The sequence below is a fragment of the Rhizobium sp. LARHSG275 genome (genome assembly GCF_052871115.1).
In genome coordinates, this window is record NZ_JBIXJN010000002.1 from 1 (window position 1) to 24556 (window position 24556).

General features: G+C 59.8%; 23 protein-coding genes and 1 pseudogene. 15 read left to right on the plus strand and 9 right to left on the minus strand.

The features are described 5' to 3' along the window. From ACIPSK_RS01875 to ACIPSK_RS01900, 6 genes and pseudogenes are all read left to right on the plus strand, one after another. Positions 1–194, plus strand: a pseudogene (locus ACIPSK_RS01875) (carbohydrate ABC transporter permease); the annotation flags it as partial. A gap of 3 nt (positions 195–197) precedes the next feature. Beyond that, positions 198–1313: an ABC transporter ATP-binding protein gene (locus tag ACIPSK_RS01880; RefSeq protein ID WP_446532625.1), complete on the plus strand. Its 1116-nt coding sequence runs from the start codon at positions 198–200 to the stop codon at positions 1311–1313. Between the two features lie 15 nt (positions 1314–1328). After that, complete coding sequence (locus ACIPSK_RS01885) at positions 1329–2879, plus strand: GMC oxidoreductase (protein WP_162118381.1); 1551 nt, start codon at positions 1329–1331, stop codon at positions 2877–2879. 1 nt (position 2880) lies between these two features. Continuing rightward, positions 2881–4536 (plus strand): GMC family oxidoreductase, encoded by a 1656-nt coding sequence (locus ACIPSK_RS01890; RefSeq protein WP_162118382.1) that lies wholly within the window; start codon positions 2881–2883, stop codon positions 4534–4536. A 24-nt stretch (positions 4537–4560) separates the two neighbouring features. Then, entirely contained in the window at positions 4561–5730 is a 1170-nt protein-coding gene (locus ACIPSK_RS01895) for a Gfo/Idh/MocA family protein (RefSeq protein WP_162118383.1), read from the plus strand. Positions 5731–5736: 6 nt separating this feature from the next. After that, the gene (locus ACIPSK_RS01900) at positions 5737–7821 is read left to right on the plus strand and encodes an FAD-dependent oxidoreductase (protein WP_162118384.1); all 2085 of its coding nucleotides are present in this window, start codon (positions 5737–5739) and stop codon (positions 7819–7821) included. A 48-nt stretch (positions 7822–7869) separates the two neighbouring features. Here ACIPSK_RS01900 and ACIPSK_RS01905 read toward each other — a convergent pair whose 3' ends face one another. From ACIPSK_RS01905 to ACIPSK_RS01915, 3 genes are all read right to left on the minus strand, one after another. Next, positions 7870–8052 (minus strand): hypothetical protein, encoded by a 183-nt coding sequence (locus ACIPSK_RS01905; RefSeq protein WP_162118385.1) that lies wholly within the window; start codon positions 8050–8052, stop codon positions 7870–7872. Positions 8053–8160: 108 nt separating this feature from the next. Then, a complete protein-coding gene (gene xth / locus ACIPSK_RS01910) occupies positions 8161–8955 on the minus strand; it encodes an exodeoxyribonuclease III (RefSeq protein ID WP_162118386.1) in 795 nt (264 codons plus the stop codon). Between the two features lie 168 nt (positions 8956–9123). Then, a complete protein-coding gene (locus tag ACIPSK_RS01915; protein WP_017963944.1) occupies positions 9124–9621 on the minus strand; it encodes a hypothetical protein in 498 nt (165 codons plus the stop codon). A gap of 285 nt (positions 9622–9906) precedes the next feature. On the opposite strand from ACIPSK_RS01915, the gene ACIPSK_RS01920 reads away from it, so the two are divergent. Continuing rightward, on the plus strand, positions 9907–10425 hold the full coding sequence (locus ACIPSK_RS01920; protein ID WP_162118387.1) for a hypothetical protein: 519 nt from the start codon (positions 9907–9909) through the stop codon (positions 10423–10425). A gap of 25 nt (positions 10426–10450) precedes the next feature. On the opposite strand, the gene ACIPSK_RS01925 is transcribed toward ACIPSK_RS01920, so the two are convergent. Continuing rightward, complete coding sequence (locus ACIPSK_RS01925; RefSeq protein WP_017963946.1) at positions 10451–11074, minus strand: response regulator; 624 nt, start codon at positions 11072–11074, stop codon at positions 10451–10453. A gap of 1 nt (position 11075) precedes the next feature. Continuing rightward, positions 11076–12464, minus strand: coding sequence for a sensor histidine kinase (locus tag ACIPSK_RS01930; RefSeq protein WP_162118388.1), 1389 nt, complete (start codon positions 12462–12464; stop codon positions 11076–11078). 415 nt (positions 12465–12879) lie between these two features. On the opposite strand from ACIPSK_RS01930, the gene ACIPSK_RS01935 reads away from it, so the two are divergent. Next, entirely contained in the window at positions 12880–13713 is an 834-nt protein-coding gene (locus ACIPSK_RS01935) for a class I SAM-dependent methyltransferase (RefSeq protein ID WP_162118465.1), read from the plus strand. 96 nt (positions 13714–13809) lie between these two features. On the opposite strand, the gene ACIPSK_RS01940 is transcribed toward ACIPSK_RS01935, so the two are convergent. Further along, entirely contained in the window at positions 13810–14076 is a 267-nt protein-coding gene (locus tag ACIPSK_RS01940) for a hypothetical protein (protein ID WP_017963950.1), read from the minus strand. 201 nt (positions 14077–14277) lie between these two features. Here ACIPSK_RS01940 and ACIPSK_RS01945 point away from each other — a divergent pair, with 201 nt between their 5' ends. The 5 genes from ACIPSK_RS01945 to ACIPSK_RS01965 all read left to right on the plus strand — a co-directional run bounded on the left by ACIPSK_RS01945 (position 14278) and on the right by ACIPSK_RS01965 (position 17000). Further along, the gene (locus ACIPSK_RS01945; RefSeq protein ID WP_162118389.1) at positions 14278–14676 is read left to right on the plus strand and encodes a DUF1236 domain-containing protein; all 399 of its coding nucleotides are present in this window, start codon (positions 14278–14280) and stop codon (positions 14674–14676) included. A 197-nt stretch (positions 14677–14873) separates the two neighbouring features. Further along, the gene (locus ACIPSK_RS01950; RefSeq protein ID WP_168724912.1) at positions 14874–15041 is read left to right on the plus strand and encodes a hypothetical protein; all 168 of its coding nucleotides are present in this window, start codon (positions 14874–14876) and stop codon (positions 15039–15041) included. Further along, positions 15038–15619: a BA14K family protein gene (locus ACIPSK_RS01955; RefSeq protein WP_162118390.1), complete on the plus strand. Its 582-nt coding sequence runs from the start codon at positions 15038–15040 to the stop codon at positions 15617–15619. Before ACIPSK_RS01950 ends, ACIPSK_RS01955 begins: the two co-directional genes overlap by 4 nt. Before the next feature lie 110 nt (positions 15620–15729). Next, positions 15730–16044 (plus strand): hypothetical protein, encoded by a 315-nt coding sequence (locus ACIPSK_RS01960; RefSeq protein ID WP_017963954.1) that lies wholly within the window; start codon positions 15730–15732, stop codon positions 16042–16044. Between the two features lie 71 nt (positions 16045–16115). After that, the gene (locus ACIPSK_RS01965; protein WP_162118391.1) at positions 16116–17000 is read left to right on the plus strand and encodes a hypothetical protein; all 885 of its coding nucleotides are present in this window, start codon (positions 16116–16118) and stop codon (positions 16998–17000) included. Between the two features lie 47 nt (positions 17001–17047). Here the strand turns inward: ACIPSK_RS01965 and ACIPSK_RS01970 are convergent, their stop codons facing one another. Further along, positions 17048–17941 carry a LysR family transcriptional regulator gene (locus ACIPSK_RS01970; RefSeq protein ID WP_162118392.1) on the minus strand — a complete coding sequence of 298 codons (894 nt, stop codon included), beginning with the start codon at positions 17939–17941 and terminating at the stop codon, positions 17048–17050. A 160-nt stretch (positions 17942–18101) separates the two neighbouring features. On the opposite strand from ACIPSK_RS01970, the gene ACIPSK_RS01975 reads away from it, so the two are divergent. Further along, positions 18102–19115, plus strand: a complete 1014-nt coding sequence (locus ACIPSK_RS01975) for a L,D-transpeptidase family protein (RefSeq protein ID WP_162118393.1) — start codon at positions 18102–18104, stop codon at positions 19113–19115. 94 nt (positions 19116–19209) lie between these two features. Here the strand turns inward: ACIPSK_RS01975 and ACIPSK_RS01980 are convergent, their stop codons facing one another. Further along, positions 19210–19860 (minus strand): response regulator transcription factor, encoded by a 651-nt coding sequence (locus ACIPSK_RS01980; protein ID WP_162118394.1) that lies wholly within the window; start codon positions 19858–19860, stop codon positions 19210–19212. A 266-nt stretch (positions 19861–20126) separates the two neighbouring features. Here ACIPSK_RS01980 and ACIPSK_RS01985 point away from each other — a divergent pair, with 266 nt between their 5' ends. Then, on the plus strand, positions 20127–22973 hold the full coding sequence (locus ACIPSK_RS01985; protein ID WP_162118395.1) for an ATP-binding protein: 2847 nt from the start codon (positions 20127–20129) through the stop codon (positions 22971–22973). Positions 22974–23104: 131 nt separating this feature from the next. Here the strand turns inward: ACIPSK_RS01985 and ACIPSK_RS01990 are convergent, their stop codons facing one another. Continuing rightward, on the minus strand, positions 23105–24391 hold the full coding sequence (locus ACIPSK_RS01990; RefSeq protein ID WP_162118396.1) for an epoxide hydrolase family protein: 1287 nt from the start codon (positions 24389–24391) through the stop codon (positions 23105–23107). Between the last annotated feature and the right edge of the window lie 165 nt (positions 24392–24556).

Sequence of the window (24556 nt, forward strand, 5' to 3'; positions counted from 1 at the left end):
CTTACGCCGGCACCGGCGAATCCATGCCGATGACGGTGGCGCTGAACAATGTCGTCAACACCTCGACGGGCGTCGTCGAATACAATGTCAACATGGCGGCGGCGATGATCGCCGCCGTGCCGACGCTGATCGTCTATATCCTCGCCGGCCGCTACTTCGTGCGCGGTCTGATGGCGGGCGCTGTCAAAGGGTAATCCATGGCCTTCCTCGAAATCTCCGGTCTCAAAAAGCGTTTCGGCGCCGTCGACATTCTCAAGGGGATCGACCTCGAACTCGAAAAGGGCGGCTTTCTCGTGCTGGTCGGCCCGTCCGGCTGCGGCAAGTCGACCCTGCTCAATACCATTGCCGGGCTGGAGACGATCACCTCTGGCGATATCAGGATCGACGGGCGCGACATCAGCGGCCTGCATCCCTCCAAGCGCGACATCGCCATGGTGTTCCAGTCCTATGCGCTCTATCCGAACATGACGGTATCCGGCAACATCGCCTTCGGCATGGAGATCCGCGGCGTGCCGAAGGAGGAGCGGGCCAGGGCGATCGCCCAGGTCTCCGACATGCTGCAGATCGGTCATCTGCTCGACCGCAAGCCGAGCCAGCTCTCCGGCGGCCAGCGCCAGCGTGTCGCCATGGGAAGGGCGCTGGTGCGCAATCCGCAGGTCTTCCTGTTCGACGAGCCGCTCTCCAATCTCGACGCCAAGCTGCGCGTCGACATGCGCACCGAGATCAAGCGGCTGCATCAGCGCATGGGCACCACCTTCGTCTATGTCACCCATGACCAGATCGAGGCGATGACGCTGGCGACCAAGATCGCCGTGTTGAAGGACGGCGTGCTGCAGCAGTTCGGCACGCCGGCCGAGATCTATAACAGCCCCTCCAACATCTTCGTCGCCGACTTCATGGGATCGCCGGCGATGAACCTCTTGACCGCCACCGTCGAAAACGGCGCCGGCGGTCTCGAAGTCTCGCTGGAGCGGCCGAATGCCGCCCCGCTCCGCCTGCCGGTCATCTCAGGCAATCACGGCCTGACCGCCTATACCGGCAAAAAGGTGATCTTCGGCATCCGCCCCGAGGCCTTGACCGATCCCGATGGCGCCGACCGCAAGGCGCGCGCGCTCACCGAGGGCGACTGCCTGATCGAGGTGGTCGAACCGGCCGGCTCCGACACCTTCGCCGTCACCAAGCTCGGCGGCAAATCCGTCGTCGCCCGCCTGCGCGCCGATACCGGCATCGCTCCCGGACAACAAACCCGCCTGGCCTTCAATCTCGACAAGGCCGTGTTCTTCGATCCGGCGAGCCAGGTCCGGATTGGGTGAGGGTCAGGCGCTAAGATGAGCAATTCACCGGACATCGTCATCATCGGTTCAGGCGTCGGCGGCGCCACGGTCGCGGGCGGCCTGGCTGCGACCGGCGCAGAGATATTGATCCTCGAAGCCGGCGATCATATCGCCGATCTTCCCGTCAATCGCGACCAGCGAGCCATCTTCCAGCGCGGACATTTCCGACCGAAAGAAATCTGGTACGAGGCGAACGGTAGGGCCTTCAACCCCGGCAATTATTACAATGTCGGCGGCAATTCGAAATTCTACGGCGCCGTCTTGTCGCGCTATCGCAAGGAAGATTTCGATGTCATCGAACATCGGGAAGGCGTGTCGCCGGCTTGGCCCTTTCCCTATGAAGAGCTGGAGCCATGGTATTCGAAGGCGGAGCTGATGTATCAAGTCCGCGGCAGTCTTGGCGAAGATCCGACCGAACCGTATCACTCGGTTGCCTACCAATTCCCGCCCGTGCCCGACGAGGCGCCGATCGCCGAAGTCAGGGCACGCCTCAAGGCGAAAGGCCTGCATCCTTTTTCGCTGCCGCTCGGCCTGGATCTCGACGCTTGGCTCTCCAAGGCGAGCACGCCCTGGGATGCTCATCCGAATTCACGGGACGGCAAGATGGATGCCGAGACCGCAGCGCTCGCGGTGGCGCTGAGGCACGAGAATGTGCGGCTTGAAACCAACGCGCGTGTGACGAGGCTCGACACGGGAGCGGCGAGCCGGATCGACCGGGTGACCTATGTCAAGAATGGGCAGACGGTGACTGTTTCACCTGAGATCGTGATCCTTTCTGCCGGGGCGGTCCAATCGTCCGTGCTTTTGCTGCGTTCGAAAAACGACCGCTTCCCAAGAGGCCTGGCGAATTCTTCCGACCAGGTGGGCCGCAACTTCATGAACCACAATGCCTCCGCCGTCATCGGGGTCTCGCCGCGATTCAGGAACACCTCCATCTACCAGAAGACCTTTGCCTTTAACGATTTCTATCTCTCCGACGGGGAGGGAGGGCCGCCCCTCGGCAATGTGCAGCTCCTGGGGCGCATCTCCGAAAAGATTCTCAAGGGCTCTCTGCCGCGGGCTCCGGAGTGGCTTCTCCGTTTCATGACGGACCATGCCATCGACTTCTACGCGATGAGCGAGGACGTTCCCAATCCCGAAAGCCGGGTCATGGTCGATGGCGATAGAATCGTTCTCAAATGGCAGCGAACCAACTGGGACGCTCATCTCGCACTTGTCGCCCGGCTGAAAACTATCCTGCGATCGATTGGATTTCCGGTTGTGCTGTCGAGGCCGTTCGACAAACGCACGCCCTCTCATCAGTGCGGAACGATCCGCATCGGAAACGATCCCGCGACTGCGCCGTTGGACCCGTACTGCCGTTCCTACGATCACGAAAACCTCTTCGTCGTCGACGCCAGTTTCCTCCCTACATCGGCCGCGGTCAATCCTGCGCTCACCGTCGCCGCCCAGGCGCTGAGAGTGGCAGATCACATCGCGTCGAAGGACTTTGCAGGCATGACACAGGCGCTGGCGGTTGCCAGGCCGGATGCAACAGGACAGTAAAATGGGATTCGATTACATCATCACCGGCGCCGGTCCGGCCGGATGCGTCCTGGCAAGCCGGCTGAGCGAAGATCCCGATGTCAGCGTACTCCTGCTCGAAGCGGGCGGAGGCGACTGGAATCCTCTTTTTCACATGCCCGCGGGCTTCGCCAAGATGACCAAAGGCGTCGCCAGTTGGGGATGGGAAACCGTTCCCCAGAAACACATGAAAGGCCGGGTGCTTCGTTATACGCAAGCGAAAGTCATCGGTGGCGGCTCGTCCATCAACGCGCAGCTCTATACGCGCGGAAACGCGGTGGATTATGACCTTTGGGCGCGTGAAGACGGTTGCGAGGGCTGGGACTACCGGTCGATCCTGCCCTATTTCAAACGTGCCGAAGATAACCAGCGCTTCGCGGACGACTATCACGCCTATGGTGGTCCGCTTGGTGTATCGATGCCTGCTGCGCCACTGCCGATCTGTGACGCCTATATCCGTGCAGGGCAGGAGCTCGGCATTCCCTATAATCACGACTTCAACGGACGCCAGCAGGCGGGGGTCGGATTTTATCAGCTGACGCAGCGCGACCGCCGCCGGTCGTCGGCATCGCTCGCCTATCTCTCGCCGATCAAAGACCGCAAGAACCTCACGGTTCGGACTGGCGCCCGTGTCGTGCGTGTCATCGTGGAAGGAGGCCGTGCGACAGGCGTCGAGATCGTGACCTCGCACGGCTTGGAGATCGTCCGCGCCGACCGCGAAGTATTGGTTTCCTCCGGCGCCATCGGATCGCCGAAGCTGCTTTTGCAGTCCGGCATAGGACCGGCCGACCATCTCAAGTCGGTGGGCGTCAAGGTGCTCCACGATCTGCCGGGTGTCGGCGGCAACCTCCAGGATCATCTGGATCTTTTCGTCATTGCCGAATGCACCGGCGATCACACTTATGACGGCGTTGCAAAACTCCACCGCACGCTTTGGGCCGGGATACAATATGTCCTGTTCCGCACAGGACCGGTCGCCTCGTCGCTCTTCGAGACCGGCGGCTTCTGGTATGCCGATCCCGAGGCTCGTTCTCCTGATATCCAGTTCCACCTCGGCCTCGGATCGGGCATCGAAGCGGGTGTCGAGCGGCTCAAGAATGCCGGCGTGACCCTTAACTCCGCCTATCTGCATCCACGCTCGCGGGGGACAGTGCGTCTGTCATCCTCCGACTCGGCTGCCGCTCCATTGATCGATCCCAACTACTGGTCCGATCCCCATGACCGGACGATGTCCCTGGAAGGGCTGAAGATCGCGCGCGAGATCATGCAGCAGGCGGCACTGAAGCCCTATGTCATGGCCGAAAGGCTTCCTGGACCGAAGGTCATGACCGACGATCAGCTTTTCGACTACGGCTGCGCCAACGCAAAGACCGACCATCATCCGGTGGGCACCTGCAAGATGGGGACAGGGCCAAACGCGGTTGTCGGGCTTGATCTCAAGGTCCATGGCCTGGAAGGCCTTAGGGTCTGCGATTCATCCGTCATGCCGCGCGTGCCGTCATGCAATACCAACGCTCCGACGATCATGGTCGGCGAAAAAGGCTCGGACCTCGTCCGGGGTTTGCCGGCACTTGCCCCCACCATCTTCGCCCACGAACGCAACGATGCGAGGCCCAGGGCCCGCGCCGAAATCCGGTAAACCGTATCGAGAGGAGGGACGACAATGTCTGAAGTCAGAGTTGCAGTGCTTGGCGCCTCGGGCTGGATGGGAAAGGTCCACACGATGGCCTATCAGACCTTTCCGCATTTCTTTGGAGTGTCGGACGGAACGGCGCGGATCGTCGCTCTCGTCGAAGGCAACCCTAAGGTAGCCGAGGATCTTTCCCAGAGAGCGCCGGGCGCCAGGATTCTTCAGGACTGGAACCTCGCGGTCGCTGATCCTGGCGTCGATCTGATCGATATCTGCCTGCCCGACCATCTTCACTACCCCGTGGCCAAGGCGGCCTTGCTGGCCGGCAAACATGTCTACTGTGAGAAGCCATTGGCAAACACCGCCGCCGAAGCGCGGGAACTGGCCGAGATCGCCAGGGAAAAGGGTGTCATTACCCGCGTCGGACACGCCTTTCCCCGGAATCCCGTCCATGATCTGGCGAAAGACATCATTCAATCCGGCGAAATCGGCGAGATCAAGCTGTTCCGCGGCTGCCAGCACGTCGACATGTATGGCGATCCGAACGCGCCCTTCATGTGGCGGGCCGACGGAAAGCTTGCGCCGACCGGGATCGTCGGTGATACCGGCTCGCACATCTTCAGCTTCATGGATTTCCTGGTTGGCCGCGTCAGCTCCCTGATCGCCGACAATCTCATTGTCACGCCGCGCCGGCCTGTCGTCGAGGGCCTTGCCTATGGCGAGCAGGTGAAACTGTCAGGTATTGAGTCCTGGGCTGATATCACCAACCCCGATGCGACGAACCTACTGTGCCGGTTCGAGAACGGTGCCGGCGGGATCGTCGATTTCAGCCGTGTCGCGACCGGCCGCAAGTTCATGCAGACCTATGAAATCTATGGAACGAAAGGCAGCATCGCCTATACCTATGACGAGATAAACCGGCTGCGCTTCTACTCCGACGACGACCGGTCGGGGCGGCGCGGCTTTCGCGAGATCGACGTGGGTCCTGAGAACCCCACTTTCAGGGCTTTCCTTCCTCTGCCGAATTTCGGCCTGGGCTACAATGAAAGCAAGATCATCGAGGTAGCCGAGGTGATCCGCTCGATCGTTACCAACAGACCGATGTGGCCGACATTCGATACCGGCCACCATATCTGCCAGATCGTCGACGCGTGCATGGAGTCCTCCCGCCAGAAGCGCTGGGTCGACATCCCGCTGGATTGAACGCCGATGGCCATAGATGTTCCCCAGGAAATTCTTGACGCGCTGACCGATATCGACATGCCACGGCTCCCACCTGAGGCCGCCCCCTCGGAAGTGATCGGGCTCGCCGGCGTCGAGGTGCCGATCTATCGATCCGGCTGCGTCGTCGTCGGATCCGGCGCGGCGGGTCTGCGGGCGGCAGTGGAATTGAAGCGGCGCGGTGATGACGTCGTCATCATCAGCCAGAGCGCTTGGGGCGGAACCTCGGCCTGTTCAGGATCGGACAAGCAGACCCTGCACACGGCAAACACGGCGGATCAGGGCGACAATTACAAGGCGATGGCGCGCGCCATCCGCAGCGGCGGCGCCATGGACGAGGACACGGCTTATGTCGAGGCGGTGGGCTCGTCACGGATGATGGCGTCGCTCCAGTTCTTAGGCCTGCCGCTGCCTCAGGATCCGCTCGGCGGGACGCTTAGATATCAGACCGATCACGACGAGGTCGGCCGCGCCACCAGTTGCGGACCGCGCACCTCGCGCCTGATGGTCAAGGTGCTGGCCGAGGAGGCGATCCGGCTCGGAGTGCCGTTTTACAACCAGACGATCGCGGTAAAGATCCTCACCGAGGGCGATGGCGCAGACGGCCACGTCGTCGGGATAGTCGCGATGCGCGCCAGTGACCGCAGGGAGGAGAACCCGCTGGGCATCGCGCTGTTCGTCAGTGGGGTGATCGTGCTCGCCGCCGGCGGGCCGGGCGAACTCTATCGCGACAGCGTTTATCCCAACGGCTGCTTCGGCTCTCTCGGATTGGCGCTGGAGGCCGGCGTCGAGCTCGTCAACCTGACCGAAAGCCAGTTTGGCATCGGAACACGCAGGGAAGGGTTCCCATGGAATCTGTCAGGCACATACGTCCAGGCGATCCCGCATATCTACTCACTCGATTCCGAAGGTGCCGAGCACCATTTCCTGGCAGAATACTACCGCAGCACGCAGGAGCTGGCTTCGAACGTCTTTCGCAAGGGCTATCAGTGGCCATTTCACGCGACGCGCATGCTCGATTTCGGCTCGAGCCTGGTCGATCTGGCCATCTTCAGGGAGACCGCCGAGGGACGGCGCGTCTTCATGGACTTCAATCGCAATCCGCTGCCTGTGCCGGGGGACCTTTCGTTCAGCCTGGAAAGACTGGATGACGACGTCCGTCTCTATCTCGGCAAGGCCGGCGCCGGCCAGGACATGCCGATCGATCGGTTGAAGCATATGAACCCGCTCGCGATCGAGCTCTACCGCCGCTACAAGATCGATATCGCCGAGGAGCCGCTGGAATTCGCCGTCAACAATCAGCACATGAACGGCGGCATCATGGTTGACATCTGGGGCCGTAGCAATCTTAAGGGCTGCTACGCGGTCGGAGAAGCAGCGGGCACACATGGCGTGACGAGGCCAGGCGGAGCAGCGCTCAATGCCGGGCAGGTCTTCGGCACCCGAGCGGCCGAGCACATCGGCGCGAGCGGTCGGGCGAAGAGGGCCGCCACCGAGGATATAGGCGCCATGGCAGAGGCAGGCATTGCCGAAATCCTTGCCGGCCTTCGGACCGAGAGCCCGCTCACCGTCAAATCGATCCGTTCGCAAGTGCAGGCGCGAATGAGCGACAAGGCCGGCATCCTCTGTGATCAAGAAAGCGTAGGCCGGGGCTTGATCGAAGCGCGCAAGCTGAATGCTGAAATTCGCGATAACGGCGTCGCCTACGGTCGAGCAGCGGAGGCGGTTCGCGGCGTGCAGTGGCGGCATATGGCGCTTGCTTCGGAAGCGGTGCTCAGCGCGCTCGATTTCTTCATTCGCAATGGCGGCGGCAGCCGCGGGGCTCGGGCGATATGCGATCGGGAAGGCGAATCTCTTCCGCTGGCGCGCTCAGGGCCGTTACAGGACTATCGCTTCCGAAAGGAACGCGAAGCGCATCGCAAAGAGCAGATCGTCGTTCGTCTTGATGGGAATGAGATCAGGCTTTCAACGCGTGCGAACCGCACATTCGATGAAAGCGCCAAATCCTTCTTCGAGCGGGACTGGCCAGCCTGGCTGACAGGCCGCATCTACCATCTGGGCGCCGACAAATGAGATGATGCCGGTAATCGGAGTCACGTCGATACCGAGCCATGCGGCTGATCAATCGGGATTCTGAAACGGCGGCGGAACCCGGACGCGCTCGGTATCGTCAGAACCTTCGGCGATAGCTTCCTCGCTTCTGCGCACCCGTCTTGGCGGATCCTTGCCTTCGACCGGCTTTGGTGACAACTGGTCGTCGGCCTGGATCTCGTCGGTGTTCAGGTAGTTCTTGGCTTCGTCCATAGCGGTCACATCAGGTTGGAAAATTGCGGGGCAGGAATGCCGTCCCGCGCTTTTGGGCTAACTCTCGACGACGTGACAGGTTCCCTCGATCGCGATCGACATCGCGGCTCATAGATCGGCTCCGGCTTTGGAGACGTCGAGCTCGATCATGACCGGCGCGTGGTCGCTCGTATGCTCCCAGCTTCGCGGTTTTCTCCGGACGCTTGCCGATCGAAGCCATGGGGCGACCGCCGGACTGAGCAGGAGATGGTCGATCCGAAGCCCCGCGTCACGTTCGAAGCTGTTCCGCCAGTACTTCCAGAAGGTGTAGATGCGCTCTTCGGGATGCAGATGTCTCATGGCGTCGGTCCAGCCCTGGGCAACAAGATGGGCATAGGCCTTGCGCACTTCCGGCCTGAAGAGGGCATCGTCCAGCCAGCGTTCCGGCTTGTAGACGTCGATCTCCGTCGGCATGACGTTAAAGTCGCCGGCGAGAATTGAAGGCACCTCGAACTCGAGGAGTTCGGCGGCATATTGGTGCAGACGGCGAAACCATCGAAGCTTGTACTCGAACCTTGCTCCTGGGAACGGATTTCCGTTCGGAAGATAGAGGCATCCAATCAGGATGCCGTCGACGACTGCTTCGATATACCGGCTGTGGCTATCATCAGGATCGCCGGGAAGACCGCGCCGCGTCAGGATCGGTGTCTTGCCCTTCGCCAGGATCGCCACCCCGTTCCAGGATCTCTGTCCGTGCCAGACGGCGCCGTAGCCGGCTCGTTCGATCTCCTTTCGCGGAAACCTGGCATCGTCTGTCTTCAGTTCCTGGAGGCAGACCACATCAGGGGCATCCTCCTTGAGCCAGCGCAGCAGGATATCCAACCGGCCATTGATCCCGTTGACGTTGTAGGTTGCGATTTTCATGAGACCCCCGGAACTTGGAGCACGGACAGGCTCTGGAAATGCTTCCGAGTTTCCTCTTCGGGAAATCCCCGCCCGCGATCGGCCCAATGAAGGCGGCTCTCCACAGCGTAATGTCCTGCCGATCGAATCCTCTTTGGTGATCACGCGAGCCGGCTATCACTTGGCTTCTCAACGCGTCGCACCGAAGACGAAGGCGAGGCCGGCGACGATCGCGACGGCTGTCAGTGGCTGCCGGCGTATGCGATCCTCGAGATCATGGACGAACGTACGGGCTTCCGCCTTTGCCAAGCGAGCCGATCCGGATGCCAGTTCAGATGCGGACTCGGCCACGCGGCTTGCTTCTCTCTGAAGAGATCGCATTCCTTGGCGATCGACATCGGAGGCTTCCGAGGAGCGGACGGTGTCGCCGGTCGAGCGTAGAGCTTGATCGACAAACGGATATTGCTCGTCAAGCCTAGTGGGATCCGGCTCCCGCTTGACACGTTCAGCCGCCTCGACGTCGCTGCGGCCGGCCGGAATAGAAGTGTGAGTGGCAGACACGGGGTCGGACGCAGGAAAAGTATCCTCGATTGCTTTGTCGAGTTCGCCTTTTCGCGCCTGCTTCCGCTGCTCTGCCTGTTCTTTTCGCATGGACTGGACTGCTGGGGATTCGTTTGGATCTGCCATGGAAGTTTCCTCTGTTGCACCTTGAACAAACAAAGCGGCGAAAAGCGGAGAAGTTCCATAGAATGCTTCCGCGCTTAGCAGCGATGCACGAACAGCCTCTCGCAGAAGTGCGCTTGAGGTCACCATGCGACGTTTTTCCGATGAAAAGCATTGCAATTTGCGTGGGGCGGACCAAAGTCTTGCCGCGCCTACTACCTAGGTCGGTTGCATTCTTTACTCGGAACAGCGAAAAGTCTCGTAGGTCGTATTTGCATGGGAAGCGGAACGGACGAACGAGGCTGCGGTATGAGTATCCGGAAACGCGATTTTCTGAGATTGGGCGGCGGCGCGGCCGTCGCCCTCATCGCTGCCGCATTGCCAGCCAGTTTGAATTTCGGCAGTTCCCTTCCTGTTCTGGCGGTGGACTTTGCAGAGGCAAAGGACGGCAATAACGGGAATGGTAATGGGAATGGTGGAGGAAATGGGAATGGTGGAGGGAATGGCAACGGCGGCGGTAATGGCAATGGCAACGGGGGAGGGAATGGCAACGGTGGCGGCAACGGCAACAGCGGATCCGGGAATTCCTCCGGTGGGAATTCCTCCGGCGGCGGAGGGTCTTCTTCCTCGAGCACAGGATCGTCGGTAGGATCTGGAACGAAAGCGACAGCAGCGTCCGATGGCTCGATCGACGTCCGTCATTCAAATGGCATCACTGAAGTCCTGCAGCGCGGTCGCTACATTATGAAGGACTCGAAGGGTCGGACGATCATAAATCGGCTGGCGACGGCTAACGATGCCCGCAGGCTGAGCCGCTTTCTTCGTTGAAGTGGTAGTCGGACAATAAACTCTTTCAGCGCCGTTCGCGCCATTGTAGAGCCGCCTCAGTCCTATTCGAAGCGCCGAGCTTGCTCAGAATCTGGGTCATATGGTGCTTCACGGTCTTTTCCTGCAGGTCGAGACGCAGACCGATATGTTTGTTTGACAGGCCTTGAGCGACAAGATCCATCACCTCGCGTTCCCGTGGCGTCAGACTGTTTTTGTCGGAGGTTCCGCCATTCAAGGAATTTTCCATGACTTTCGCCGACATGGTCGGCGAGATATATCGTGAGCCACGCAGGACGGTTTGGATTGCTTCGGCGAGGCCACGCGAACCTACGCCTTTTAGAACATAACCCATCGCGCCCCGTTGCAGAGCTCCCAGTAAAGTGTCCACCTCCTCGGATACCGTCAACATCAGCACTTTTGTTGCGGGGCTACGCGCCAGGACGTCTTCGATCGCAGACAGTCCGCCGCCGGGCATCGAGACATCGAGGAGCATGATGTCGGGGCGATTGTCCGCAGCGATCATGGCGGCGTCGTCGCTGCTGGCGCCTTCACCGACGACGACGAAGTCGCTCATCTCCGATAGGCTGCGCGTGACGCCCTCGCGAAAAAGCGGATGATCGTCCACAACGCCGATGGTGATTGCTGTCATCCTACTCTCCCACTTCCATTGGCTCGAAGATCATGGTCACGGTCGTTCCTCCTTCGCCTGTCTTGATGTCGAAAGATCCTCCCAGGCTGTCGATCCGCTCCCGCAACCCCACGAGGCCGAGGCTCGTTGGCCTCACCTCGGTCGGATCGAAGCCGTCGCCGTGATCGCTGACCTCGATACGAACATGGCCGTCGCGCGAGACAGCCTTTACGGCCTGCTGAACGCCGCCGCCGTGACGGTAAGCGTTATTCAACGCCTCTTGAATGAAGCGATAGATACAGATCTTCACGGCCGGGGCAAGATCCGGTCCATCCTCGTCGACGATCGTTTCGACATGGCTTTCGGTCTTGTGCTGATGCGCTTCGACAACCCGCGTGACGATCTCCGTGATCGAGGACTTCTCGATCTGCGGCAGCACTAGTCCTCTGCAGATATTGCGGATCTCCGTCATCGCTTCGGCCAGGCTCGAACGTATCCAGGCAAGTTCCTTCTCGCGCGCTTCGGGCTGGGTGGACGCATTGATCAACAGGTCGCTGTCCAGTCGCAGTGAGGCGTAGGCAATGTGCTGGGCCGGACCGTCGTGAAGATCGGCGCCGATGCTGCGCAGATATGTTTCGTTCAGCGCTGCCGCACGCTGGGAGGCGCGCTGCAGGCGTCGCTGGAGCCCACGGTTTTCCGCCAGCAGCGCAGACAGTTCGGTGACCCGTTCTTTGAGGTCCCTGCGCTGCGCCTCGATCGTGCGGCTACCCCGGAACACCAGAACGGAGAGAACAAGGAAAAAAGTCGCCGTGAGGGCGGCGACGGCGCCCCAACTCCGGAGCCTGGCATGCGCCAGACTATCGCCCAATCCTTCCGCTGTCTCGTAGAACTCAAGGACGGCGACCGCCTGGCCGGACCATGGCTGGAGCACCGGGTTATAGATCTCCATGAGCGGCTTGCCGAGCGCGCGCTCCTTGTCGCTTTCCGGATCGCTGGCGATTTCGTAGCGGGCGACAAGAGACCCTGCGAATGCTCTCTGCAGCTTGTCGTTGACCGCGAACTTCCTGCCCACCAGTTCCTTCTCGTTCGAATAGAGGATGGTGCCGTCGCTCCGCCACAGCTTGAACGAAACAAGCCGCTTGCCAAGCGCACCCTGCCCGAGTGTCTCGTCCAGAGCCTGAGTGCTCGCGTCATCCAGCAGCGACTCTGTTTGCATATCGGGAAGCAGCGGCGCGATCACGCTGTCCACATAAAGCGCCGTCGCTGCGCCCGAATTGTGGATGACGGTCTCGTCTATGAGATGGCTTACAAACAAGCCCACCACGAACATGGCAGCAATCGAAATGAGCCCACCCGCGATAAAGAACTGGGAGGCGAGTGAGCGGGCATTCCAGCGGCGAAGCCAATTCATTTTTTGATACCGTAAGAGACTGCCTGAATAACCTACCGCGTCTTTAGCGATTTCCAAACAGGATCAGGGCACATTCCTGGTGTCGAACACCTCGGCGCCTCTTATGCTTTGGGTTAACCCGACGGTATCGCCGGACATTGCTGCGCCGAAGACGTAGAGAAGGGCGGCCAGAACGATAACAAGTGCGAAGACGGACGCGTTGCAAGCGTCATTCACTCGGGATCTATGACTCTGGTGCATGTTCGGATCTCCTTCAATCTCCTTCGAAACGGCGGGAGTGCGACGCGCGTTCCACTCCGGGGACTTCGGTCGGAGAAGGTTGGGACCAAGGTCTGACCCCTGTAGACGTCAGCAGATTCAGGCATATTTCCTGGCCGACGAACCCAGGTTTGGAGGCTTGTGAGTGACTATTTCCATGGATATCGAAAGCGGCGTCCGCGCCGCATCGGCCTCTTCTCTCGCGCCCTTCGAGGAAGGCGTCGCCGAATTTTACGACAGCCTTCTCGTGCCGATCCTCTTCGAGCCCTATGCTTCGGAGATGGCCATCGTCGCCGAGCGATTGAAGCCGGGCAGCGTTCTCGAGGTCGCTGCGGGGACCGGCGCATTGACACGCGCTCTGCGGGCGACACTCGATCATGAAACAGAACTAGTTGCCACCGACCTCAGCCAGGCGATGATCGACGTCGGCGCACCGTCGCTGACGCTGTCGCGGACCCACTGGATGCACGCCGATGCGCAAAATCTGCCGTTCGCGCCTTCGATGTTCGACCTCGTCGTCTGCCAATTCGGCGTGATGTTCTTTCCGGATAAGCTGAAGGCCTATAGCGAGGCTGCAAGAGTGTTGCGGAGCGGAGGTCGCTTTTTGTTTTCGACGTGGGACTCACTCTCGGCCAATGACTTCGCAAGATCTGTGGACGAATGTCTGGCAAACCTTTTTCCTTTCGATCCACCGGATTTTCTCAGGCGCCTGCCATATTCCTACTTTGATATACCCTTGATCAAGGCACAGGTGTCTTCGGCCGGATTCGACGCAGTTTCTTGCGATCGGATCGAGTTGACCTCCGTTGCAGCCGCCCATGACATCGCAGTGGCCTTCTGCCAGGGCACTCCGCTCAGGGAAGAGATCGAAAGGCGGGCGCCGGCGCGCATCTCAGAAGTAGTCGATGCCGTGACTGAGCAATTGGAATCACGCCACGGGGTTCGTCCGTGCGGCGGCATGAGCGCGTTCGTCGTCGTCGGTCGCGTTTGATAGCGCCCTTTGGCGTAGGCTGTCGTGGCAATCACGTGATTCCTCTGGATCGAATGTCCAAAAGCTTTGTCCGCCAAGATGTACCAGCTTGCAGACTTAGCGAGTGCGCTGCGCGAAGGAAGGTTCCTGCATTGCGCGGATGACGTGTTGTTCGATCTCGAAGCAGGTCTCGTCGTATTCCCGCACCAGGTTCGAATTGAACGGCTGCCCTCGGACAGTATCGCGCGCTTCGACTGCCATCTGGTAGGCTTCGAAGAGTTCAAGCTGCAACGGGTCGCACGCTGCCATGATCAGCTTCCGCATATGCGGTAGACGCATCGCCAAGCGCCGGCGTCCAGCTTCCCGACGGTTGGATCGTGCCATCTCCTTCAGTCTCCCTGCCTATGGCCGTGTGTGCCGGGCCTTTTGATCGTGAACTAGCGCCGGCAACGGACATTAACATGGTTTTAGGGACCAAAGGCCGGGGTCTGTCGGACTGAGGTCCGGGCCGTGGAACGACCCCGTCTCCAGCTAGTTGGTTTGGCAGCGGTCACGAAGGCCGCCTCAAAACAGAAGGAGTAGAAAATGATCTCCAAGCTTGTCGTCGGTGCGGCAACTGCCGCGACCCTCATGTCGGGCGTCGCATTCGCCCAGTCCTCGACGGTCAATGGTGCAGCCGGCGGAGCTGTGACCGGTGCGATTGTCGGCGGCCCCGTTGGTGCTGCTGTCGGCGGCGTTGCCGGCGCAGTCGTTGGCACGGCGATCGATCCGCCGCCGCAAAAGGTCGTCACCTATGTCCGCGAGGCTCCGGCACCATCGGCGCGCGTGGTCGTGAAGGAGAAGGTTGTCGTCGGCCAACCCCTGCCGGAGACGGTCGTCGTGACGCCTGTTCCGGATGACCCGACCTATGCTTACGCGGTGGTCAATGATGAACGTGTCATCGTCGAGCCGTCGTCCCGCAAGGTGATCCAGGTTATCAAGTGACCTGATCCTACGTGGTCTCTGCCGCGTCTTGCCCTCCAATATCACCGTTAAAACCAGAGAACCGCCGCACGACGGACGACAGCGTCGTGCGGCCGAAAAAGCAGAGAGATTGTTATTGAAGACCAAGACACTCGCCGTGCTGAAGGCTCTAGCCGGCGCCCCGACGGCTCGGCGCCGTCGGGACAGAGGAGAGGAACATGATCTATTCCGAAGAGAAATCCGGTGGTCTGGCTTTGCCGCTGATCGTCATCCTGCTGGCAATCGCCGGCATTCTCGCCGTGCTTGTCGCCACCGGCGGCCGAGATAGCAGCACTGCCGGCCGCGTCTGGGTTCCACAGGCTTACCAGCAGGAGTCGGGGCAATGAAAGCCATCGCATCCCTTGCCTTTGGCATCTTAAGCTCGGTCGGGGCTTGCATGGCGGCTGCATCTGTCGCCTCCCACGTGGTGGCGGATTCGAAATCTCATACCTTCAATGACCTTGCATCGCGCGATCTCTGGACCACGACGCCGGTGAAAGTCGATCTTCGGCAGCAGCACTATGAACGAATTCCGCCTCTCTACTCCAGCTATGTGACCGAAGCGCCGACGTTCGCGACGTCAAAGGCGACACCGGATTCTGGTCGCCCGTCGACCAAAGTTCAGACGCCACAACCAAGAGTCTCGGCCGAGCATCTTGCTTGGTGTGCGGACCGCTACCGCTCCTTTGATCCCGCGACCAACAGCTATCGATCCTATGGCGGCGAGACTCGCGAGTGCATTTCGCCGTTTCAACGGATCGTCGCCGAGGCCGATGAGGGCGTCGGCACGAAAGTGAATGCACAGGCGGCAGCCTGGTGCGCCGCTCGCTACAAGTCGTATCGACCGGAAGACAATACGTATCAACCATGGGAAGGACCGCGCCGCAGCTGCGACGTGTCGCATCTCGTTGCGACAAGCTACTGATGTGGTCGCACGCTACGTCCCCAATTGCACGACCTGGTCACGGACTAAAGTCCGTGTTGCAAACGCTACGGTTGTGATACCTGGTTGCATTCAGAGCTTGGAGATCGGGGATGGCAACGACGCTAATAACGGAAATCCAGCAGGCGCAGACGAGGCTTCCGCTCTTGAGCCGAGCGGACCGGGGAGCCCTTGTCGTTCGCATCCTGCGCGAGCTGAAGACGCATCGGCGGGAGGTTTTCGCAAATGTGCCCGCCGAGCGCTGTGTTTGGATCGACAGGCTCATCGCGTCCGTGTCCTCGACGATATCCGAAATCATCAACATGCAGGACGCCGAGTTCAATCGTGTCTTGAACGAGTTCGAAAAGCTTATCGCGACGCTCGATGGCATTTCGCATGCGGAGAACCCCTCGAAGACAATTCACTGAGAAGGTCGCCAGTGGGCAGCCAAATGAGCGCCTCAGCGGAAACCGATCGCTGCGCGTCAGCGTTTCCTTCCATGACCGAAACGAAATCCTCCGCCGATCAGGATGCGACGCCGCCCGGTGAAGACGGTTCGAAGCCCGGCGCGGACATTTCTTTCCCCTACGACAGGATGACCGTCGAGCAATTCCGAAGACGCTTCCCCCGTGCCCGCTGGAGCGATGCCCGCAAGGCGTGGTTCGTTCCCGGACGGACGGCGTCCCGTCGCATCGGGCGATGGCTTGCCGAGATCGAGGCCGAAGCCGACGCCCATGCGGATGCGAAGGGACGCGACGCCTTCGCCTTCGATCCCATCGACAGTCCATATCTTGAACTCGGCAAGGCAGGCTTTCGAATCCGCACGCCATATTCGAAAACCGTCGTCGACGAATTGCACGAGGTGCCATTCTCACGCTGGGACGGCGATCTCAGGATCTGGCACGTTCCCTTCCGGTCCTATGAGGAACTCCGACGCAGATGGCCAGATATCGAGGCGGCGGCTCGCAGAAACGAGCCGGAAGAGAGACGACGTCGCGCCGAGGAGCGGAAGGGGAGCGAACTGGATCTGCGCAACAAGCTCCGCTCTGCGGAACGAAAGCGTCATCGTTACGCGCTTCAGAGCGACGACTTGCCGCCGATCGGGCGTCCGGTGGCCACGATCTATGGAATCGTCGTCTTTACCGACATCTCAGGCGAACTGGTCGACCCGGACGTTGTTGGGGACTTCTATCCCGGTGTGGCCGAGGATCATGTCTGGGGATATTGGCGGGTGCCCACACTTGAAGAACTCGTCCGCACCTGGCCCGCGAAAACGCTGCCGGTTGAGAACGCCGAGTGGTGGCTGCCGACGATCGAAGAACTGAGGCCGGCCCGTCGCACGGCAAGATCGCGTGAGGCCAGGAGATACGCGAAGACGCCGTGACCGCTGCTTGCCGTAGAAAAGAGGATGACTATGCCGGATTCCGATCGTCAGGCTCGGTGGCGCAGCGCGTCCACCAACGCCACGAAAGCCGGAGAGGACTGCCTTCTGCTGGCATAGTAGAGATGGTAGCCATCCCAGTATGGCGAAAAGGTTTCCAGGACGCGTCTCAGACGGCCTTCCGCGATATAGGGAAGAGCAACGTCTTCCGGTATGTAAGCCAATCCAAGCCCTTCCAGAGCCCCTTCCACGCCTTGATAGGAGTTGTTGAAGGCAATCTGTCCCTCGACCCGGATTTTAATCTCTTTCCCGTTGTCTTCGAACTCCCATGCCCAGAAGCCCCCATAGGTGGGCAGGCGCTCATTGATGCAGTTGTGGCGGACAAGGTCCTGTGGATGCTCGGGAATCTCTTTGCCATCGAAATATGAGGGTGCGCCGACGACGGCAAAACGGAAATCAGGTCCGATGCGAGTCGAGATCATGTCTTTCGCCACCTGCTCGCCCATCCGGACGCCCCCGTCGAAGCGCTCCGTCACGATGTCGGACAGCCCGTTTTCGCGGATCAGCTCCACCTTGATGTCAGGGTTGTTCGGTAGGAAACGTTGGAGCTTCGGCCAGATGATCCACCTTATTGCGTGGTCTGATGCTGTGATGCGGATGTTCCCGGCTGGCTTTTCCCTGAACTCGGTGAGGGTTTCGAGTTGCGCCTCGATCTCATCGAAGTGAGGCCCCACGCCTTGGAACAATCGTTCTCCAGCGTCGGTGAGCGAAACGGCCCGCGTGGTACGGGTCAGCAGCCGGATTCCGAGCCGCGTCTCGAGCTGGCGGACAATATGGCTGAGCGCCGATTGAGATACGCCCAGCTTTGCCGCCGCCCGCGTAAAACTCTTCTCTCGGGCGACCGCCAGAAAGGCCATGAGGTCATTGACGCTCTCGCGCGGCATTCACCAGCTCCTTCGGATCAAATGGCGGTTGTACTGAATTTGCTGAGCTTGGACATTGAAATCATCGTGAACGGAAGCCGGCGGATCCGCTGAAGACGTAGCTGGCGCCGAAATTCTCCAGCCGCTCTCGCGCAGTGGAACAAGTTCCCGCTTTGGCCATTTGTCGTCCATGAAAACAGCCCTGCCGATGTCGCTGCTCGCTCTGGCCCTTTCCGTTGGCGGCGCCTCCGCGCGGGAATTCCGGCCTGAAGAAATCAACACGGCGTCGATCGCCTCCATTGGGACTGAGAAGCCTGCGCCGGGAGATCCAGACCCGGCGATCGTCCGCCTTCAGGTCCTGCTCGACCGTGCGGGCTCGTCTCCCGGCGTGATCGATGGCCACTACGGGGAGAACGTCAACAAGGCCGTGGCCGGCTTCGAGGCAATGAACAATCTGCCTGTCGATGGGAGGCTGGATCCGGAAGTCGTCTCCCGCCTGGAAGGCAATGCCCCGATCGTTGCCCCGATCGTTGAAAGCCATGTGGTCTCGGCGGATGATGCCGCGGATCTCGTTGATAAGATCCCCGAAGATTATGGCGAGAAGGCAAAGATGCAGAGCTTGGGATATACGAGCGTTGCCGAGAAGTTATCCGAGCGGTTCCACATGGGGATCGATCTCGTGCATGCGCTTAACCCAGCTTCGCAGTTTGCTCCTGGCGATACGGTGTGGGTCGTGGAACCCGGCCCTCCAAGGCAAGGAAAGGTCAAGAGGATCGAGGCTGACAGGAAGACGGGACAGGTGCTCGCCTATGCCGCGGATGGATCGCTGCTTGCAGTCTATCCCGCAACGATCGGAAGCGAAGACAATCCGGCGCCGTCAGGCAAGCACAAGGTCAAGGGCGTGGCCCGGATGCCGGTCTACAGATATGACCCGAAGCGCAACTTCAAGCAGGGAAAGAACGACAAGGTCCTGACAATTCCAAAGGGACCAAATGGTCCGGTCGGCACGGTCTGGATCGACCTGACCGAGCCGACTTATGGGATACATGGAACACCGGAGCCGAAGCTCATCGATAAGGTGGGATCGCATGGCTGTGTGCGGCTGACGAACTGGGATGCCGAAGAGTTGGCTGGCATGGTCAAGCCAGGGGTCTTCGTGGACTTCGTCACAGGCAGCCCCGCCGCCCCGAAGTGAGGCGGAATTATTTCTGTTCTGATCCCTTCTCGTGCTTGCTGCCGATAGGATGTCGGGCGCTTCCCGGCATCCCGGCTATCTGTCAGACCGCAAACTAATGCAGGGATCCCACACCGATATCGAGCTTCGCTGCCATATTCACCAGATGCGGCAACGTTCGGGCGTTCATCTTCCTCATGACCTGACCGCGATGAGCCTTCACGGTGATCTCGCTAATCTTCAGTTTGAACGCCACCTGCTTGTTTAGGAGCCCTTCTGCCACGAACTTCATGACTTCTCGTTCCCGCGGCGTGAGCGTCCGGTAGTTTCCCTCCAGGCGACCTATCTCCATCGTGGTCTGAATGGCCGCGTGGATCTTCTCCATCAGAGCGTTTAAGTCGAAGGGCTGGGGTATGAAGCTGACATGAAATTTCGTTGCGTTCACGGTCATCGCTTGCCCGCCATGGCCGGTGAGGACGATCACCGGGCAACGGATTGCATGCGAACATATCAGATGTGTCAGATCAGACGCGGTCAGATCGGGGAGTCTCGCATCAAGAACAACGCAACCGAGAACATCCGCCTCGGGGCATGTCAGAAATTCCGTTCTGGATTTATAAAGGTGCGGCCGCCAACCCTGTAAGCAGATGTTTGCGTTCAACGCCGAGGAAATAGTATCGTCGTCACTCAAGATGACGACGATTGCGTCTTCTGGTGAGAGTTTCTGCTCTTTGCGCGTTGTTGCATGCGCGTTGCCAGTGTACATTGCCATTCTCCTTTAAATCGTGTCGAGAATTCTGCGGGCAAAGATATTGGAAATGAATTGTACTCGCGTCCGAGTGTTGATCGTCGCGATCGCTGCTGGAATTTCTTTTAGCGGATAGCGATTCAAAATGGCACTTAAGTGCTATGAGAGTTTCTGAAAAAATCTGAATCGCTGCTTTGGAGCGCGGCCCTGTGCCCTTGGAATAGGGGGCGTTCCTGTGGCTTTATGGTCCTAAATACCATTGCCTGGATGGATGAGAGAGCGCTTTGGGACAGATCGAGCTAGGCCTTTTCGAGTTCTGCGGTTGGGAGCTTGACCTCGCGAAGCGAGAGCTGCGTGCCATGGGAGCGCCAGTACCCATTGGCAGTCGGGCCTTCGAAATCCTGGAAACACTTGTGGTTTCGGAAGGCGATATTGTATCCAAAGACGACCTTATGAAGCGTGTCTGGCCCGGACTCATCGTCGAAGACAATACGATTCAAGTTCACATATCGGCAATTCGCAAGGCGCTCGGAAAAGATAGGAATTTGCTGAAGACCATTTCTGGTCGAGGCTATCGTATCCTTGGCGAGTGGACGTGCCATCGTAAACCGGCACACGCGCCGATGCCGACGCCCGCTATCCAACCGCGGTCGACTGAGAATTCGTTCTTTACGAATATTCCGGCCTCGACGTCTGATCTGGTAGGCCGCGAGACGACGATTACCCAAGTCCTGAACCTGACTTCTGCCTACCGAGTTGTGACGCTGACCGGCCCCGGCGGTATCGGAAAGACCGTACTTGCATCGGAAATCGCCCGTCGTTTGCTGCCATCGCTGGACGGCAACGCCTTCTTCGTCGAACTTGTATCCCTGTCGGATCCGGGCCTCGTTCCCACAACGCTGGCTCAAGCCCTCGATTTGCATCTTCAGGGAGACGACATTTCCGCAGAGCTGGTGGCCCGCGCCATCGGCACGAAGAAGATGTTGTTGGTGATCGACAATTGCGAACACGTCATCGACGCCGCCGCCGCTATGGTCGAGGCGATCGTGCGTGCTTGCCAGAACGTATCGGTGCTCGCGACAAGCCGAGAGCTTCTCCGTATCGAGGGCGAATTCGCTTATCGCGTGCCCCCGCTCGAGGTTCCGGCGAGCGAGGATCTCGGCAACGCTCTGGAACATAGTGCGGTCCAGCTCTTCATTGCTCGCACCCGGGCCTTGCTATGGGATTTTTCGCCAAGCCAGGAAAGGCTGTCTGCCATCGCGTCGATATGTCGGCATCTGGATGGAATTCCCCTTGCCATCGAATTTGCCGCAGCTCGCGCTGCGACCTTGGGCCTCCAACAGATCGCTGGTCGGTTGGATGACCGCTTTGTACTTCTCACCGGCGGACGTAGGACCGCTCTGCCTCGCCATCAGACACTCCGCGCGGCGCTGGACTGGAGCTATGAATTGCTGCCGGAAGCCGAACGCCAGCTGCTTTGCAATCTGGCGATCTTCCCGGCCGGCTTTACACTGGATGCCGCCGTGGCGGTGAGTGGGGAAACCGAGGCGGAAACGGCTCTGGCTATTTCTAATCTCGTCTCGAAGTCTCTGGTGACATTCGAAGGAGCGGAAACAGGTCCTCGCTGGCGTCTCCTCGAAACCGTGCGAGTCTACGCGCGCGAAAAGCTCGGGGTCCGCGACCACTACCAACGCGCCATGCGTCGGCTGGCGAAGTACTTTCTGTCGTTCTTTCAGCCGTTTTCAGAGGAAAGCCATCTTCAGGCTGCGATCGAAGATATTGCTCGCTATCGCCGGGAGATCGACAATCTGCGTGCCGCGCTGAGATGGGCTCTCTCGCCCGATGGGGACGGAATTCTGGGCGCAAGGCTCGCCGCCACCACGAGCGACTTCTGGACTGCCATGTCGCTCGTTTCCGAGGCGGGCGACTGGGCGGAAAAAGCGCTCGAACAGATCGGCGAGGAGAGCGGAAGCCGCACCGAGATGGTCCTGCGATGCGCTCTCGGATTCGCGCTGATTTACACCCGGGGCATGAGCCATCGCGGCAGGGACGTGCTGACCGGTGCCTTGTCGCTGGCAAAGGCATTCGATGACTTTGATTACCAGCAGCGCGTGACATGCGCACTTTGGCTGTTCTCCGCCCGATCGATGGAATTGGAAGACGCGCTGGTGTTTGCGCGTGAATACGAGCACGTCGTCAAGGGACGAGACATACAGTCCCGGGCTACGGCCGCATGGCTGGTGGGAATCCCTCAAACTTATCAGGCGGAGCACCAGGAAGCTGGCGAACGGCTTGATTGGGCGGCGAGGCATTTCCCCTTCGACAATCGCCGCAAAGATATGCTGAGGCTGGGTGCCGACGTTCGGACGTCCGCCATGGCCCACAACACGGTGAACCTGATCTCACGCGGTCAGTTGGACGCGGCGGTTCGAACGGCTGAGGAGTCGATCCGGGAAGCACGCGAAACAAGGCAGCCATTCGTCGTATGTGTTGCTCTCGCGTGGTCGGCTGCCTTCGTTTCACTAAGCCTTGACGAGGTGCATCGAGCCAAGGAATACGGCGAAGAGTTGCTCGACCACGCGTTGCAGCATGGCCTGCGCCCTTTTCACGCGGTTGGCCTATGCGTGAAGGGAAGTCTGGCGGCTCGATCGGGCGATCCTATGAATGGAATTGACGCGCTTCGATCCGGCATTGGTGAAATGCGTGAAGCCGCCTACCTGCTTTTTTATCCTTTTTTCTTATGCCAGCTGGCGTCTGCGTTGCAGGCAGCCGGTCGTTTCAATGAGGCGCTTCAGGAAATCGGAAATGCTCTGCATTTTTCAGAGCAAAAAGGCTATCGGTGGATGGTGCCCGAGATTTTGAGAAAGAAGGGCGAGATATTAGCCACCCAGGATATCAGCAACGCCTCTGATGTCCAAAGCTTGTACCAACAGGCAATGCACCAGGCCTCTGCGCAAGGCGGAATTTACTGGCAAATTTCAGCAGGAACCAGCCTGGTCGAGTTCCTCGATCGCAATGGTGGAGGTGGATCGGCTCGCAATATCCTCCTTCCGATCTACCAGCAGTTCACGGAAGGATTTTCCAGCGTCAAACTGTCACGAGCAAAGATGCTGATCGACGGTCTGGGCTGAAACGAAAGCCGAAAATCGCTGCACGACAGTCCCTGCGTCGCAACCGAAATCAGATATGGACCCACGTCCATGTCAACACATGGAGCAAGGCCGCCGGAAAACCGGCGACCAGGCAGGCGTCTGAAATGGGTTTACGTTCTGACTGAACGGAACGCAGTGCGAAGCTCTTGGCAGAACACCACCGTCTGCTCCCAAGCTGCGAAGTGCCCGCCCTTCGCGAGCCTGTTGTAGTGTATCAGGTTCGGGTAGGCCCGCTCGGTCCAGCTCCGGGGCGCCGCATAGATTTCGTCGGGAAATACGCTGACCGCCACTGGAATCTTGACATTCTTCACAGCGAAGAATTCAAGCTTGTTCTCCCAGTAAAGGCGTGCCGACGAGACGGCCGTGTTCGTGAGCCAGTAGAGGGTCACGTTGTCAAGGATATCCTCTCGTGTCAGGCCTTCCGTCTCGCCGTCGAAGACGCGGGCGATCAGCTCGTAGCTCCGGATGTCGTGATCGATCATCCACGCGGCAAGGCCAACGGGTGAATCCGCGATCCCGACCAAGGTCTGCGGGCGGTTTGCCATTTCGATCGCGTAGCCGAGGCCATGCTTGTAGAAGTCATCGAGCTGGTTGTAGGCGTGTTCCTCGTCGGCCGACAGTCCTGCAGGCTTGATGCCTCCCGGCCGGAGCGCGGCGGCGATGTCGTCCGGAACGGTGGCCGGCATATTGACGTGGATGCCGACCAGTTCCGGCGGGGCGATCAGTGCCATCTGCTCAGTCACGGCGTCGCCCCAGTCGCCGCCCTGAGCGACATATTTCGAGTAGCCGAGGCGTTTCATGAGTTCGATCCAGGCATGCGCGATCCGGATGGGATCCCAGCCCTTTTCGGTCGGCTTTCCGGAAAAGCCGTAGCCCGGAATTGAAGGGATGACGACGTCGAAAGCGTCCGACGCCGAGCCGCCGTGTGCAGTCGGATTGGTAAGGGGCTCGATAATCTTCATCTGCTCGATGATCGACCCCGGCCATCCGTGTGTCACGATGATGGGCAGGGCGCCGTCGCGCTTGGCCTTCACATGGATGAAGTGGATGTCCACTCCGTCGATCTTGGTGGTGAACTGGGGCAGGGTGTTCAGCCTGGCTTCGACCTTTCGCCAGTCATAGTCCTTGGCCCAATACCTGGCGAGCTTTTCGATGGTCGCGGACTGAACGCCCTGGGTATTGTCATCGACGATCTCGCGCTCCGGAAAGCGCGTTGCTTCGATGCGGCGACGGAGATCGTCGAGTTGGGCATCGGTTGCCTTGTATGTGAAGGGCCGAATTTCCTCTCCACCGGCTTTGGCTAGGGCGATTGAGGCTGGAAGGATGCTGAGCGCGCCCGCGGCCGCGGCGGTCGCCAAAAGAGTGCGGCGAGTGACTGGGGATGAGATGGATGACATGGGGGTCTCCTGGGTTCAGAATTTCGACGCGCCAAAGCTCTCATGTGCGGAAGTGAGGTTCTATTGCACCAAGGTGTTGCCGATACCATTGGATCGGTTCCGAATACGGATGGCAAAAAGGGCCTTTGGAGCGTGTCGAACAGGCCGACATTGGGAGCAACGAGG

Coding starts and splice junctions, on each gene's coding strand:
- ACIPSK_RS01965 (WP_162118391.1), top strand. CDS start 16,116: ATGACCGAAACGAAATCCTCCGCCGATCAGGATGCGACGCCGCCCGGT.
- ACIPSK_RS01955 (WP_162118390.1), top strand. CDS start 15,038: ATGAAAGCCATCGCATCCCTTGCCTTTGGCATCTTAAGCTCGGTCGGG.
- ACIPSK_RS01895 (WP_162118383.1), top strand. CDS start 4,561: ATGTCTGAAGTCAGAGTTGCAGTGCTTGGCGCCTCGGGCTGGATGGGA.
- ACIPSK_RS01990 (WP_162118396.1), bottom strand. CDS start 24,391: ATGTCATCCATCTCATCCCCAGTCACTCGCCGCACTCTTTTGGCGACC.
- ACIPSK_RS01970 (WP_162118392.1), bottom strand. CDS start 17,941: ATGCCGCGCGAGAGCGTCAATGACCTCATGGCCTTTCTGGCGGTCGCC.
- ACIPSK_RS01960 (WP_017963954.1), top strand. CDS start 15,730: ATGGCAACGACGCTAATAACGGAAATCCAGCAGGCGCAGACGAGGCTT.
- ACIPSK_RS01980 (WP_162118394.1), bottom strand. CDS start 19,860: ATGTACACTGGCAACGCGCATGCAACAACGCGCAAAGAGCAGAAACTC.
- ACIPSK_RS01945 (WP_162118389.1), top strand. CDS start 14,278: ATGATCTCCAAGCTTGTCGTCGGTGCGGCAACTGCCGCGACCCTCATG.
- ACIPSK_RS01935 (WP_162118465.1), top strand. CDS start 12,880: ATGGATATCGAAAGCGGCGTCCGCGCCGCATCGGCCTCTTCTCTCGCG.
- ACIPSK_RS01890 (WP_162118382.1), top strand. CDS start 2,881: ATGGGATTCGATTACATCATCACCGGCGCCGGTCCGGCCGGATGCGTC.
- ACIPSK_RS01930 (WP_162118388.1), bottom strand. CDS start 12,464: ATGAATTGGCTTCGCCGCTGGAATGCCCGCTCACTCGCCTCCCAGTTC.
- ACIPSK_RS01885 (WP_162118381.1), top strand. CDS start 1,329: ATGAGCAATTCACCGGACATCGTCATCATCGGTTCAGGCGTCGGCGGC.
- ACIPSK_RS01900 (WP_162118384.1), top strand. CDS start 5,737: ATGGCCATAGATGTTCCCCAGGAAATTCTTGACGCGCTGACCGATATC.
- ACIPSK_RS01920 (WP_162118387.1), top strand. CDS start 9,907: ATGAGTATCCGGAAACGCGATTTTCTGAGATTGGGCGGCGGCGCGGCC.
- ACIPSK_RS01880 (WP_446532625.1), top strand. CDS start 198: ATGGCCTTCCTCGAAATCTCCGGTCTCAAAAAGCGTTTCGGCGCCGTC.
- ACIPSK_RS01940 (WP_017963950.1), bottom strand. CDS start 14,076: ATGGCACGATCCAACCGTCGGGAAGCTGGACGCCGGCGCTTGGCGATG.
- ACIPSK_RS01905 (WP_162118385.1), bottom strand. CDS start 8,052: ATGGACGAAGCCAAGAACTACCTGAACACCGACGAGATCCAGGCCGAC.
- ACIPSK_RS01915 (WP_017963944.1), bottom strand. CDS start 9,621: ATGGCAGATCCAAACGAATCCCCAGCAGTCCAGTCCATGCGAAAAGAA.
- ACIPSK_RS01925 (WP_017963946.1), bottom strand. CDS start 11,074: ATGACAGCAATCACCATCGGCGTTGTGGACGATCATCCGCTTTTTCGC.
- xth (WP_162118386.1), bottom strand. CDS start 8,955: ATGAAAATCGCAACCTACAACGTCAACGGGATCAATGGCCGGTTGGAT.
- ACIPSK_RS01950 (WP_168724912.1), top strand. CDS start 14,874: ATGATCTATTCCGAAGAGAAATCCGGTGGTCTGGCTTTGCCGCTGATC.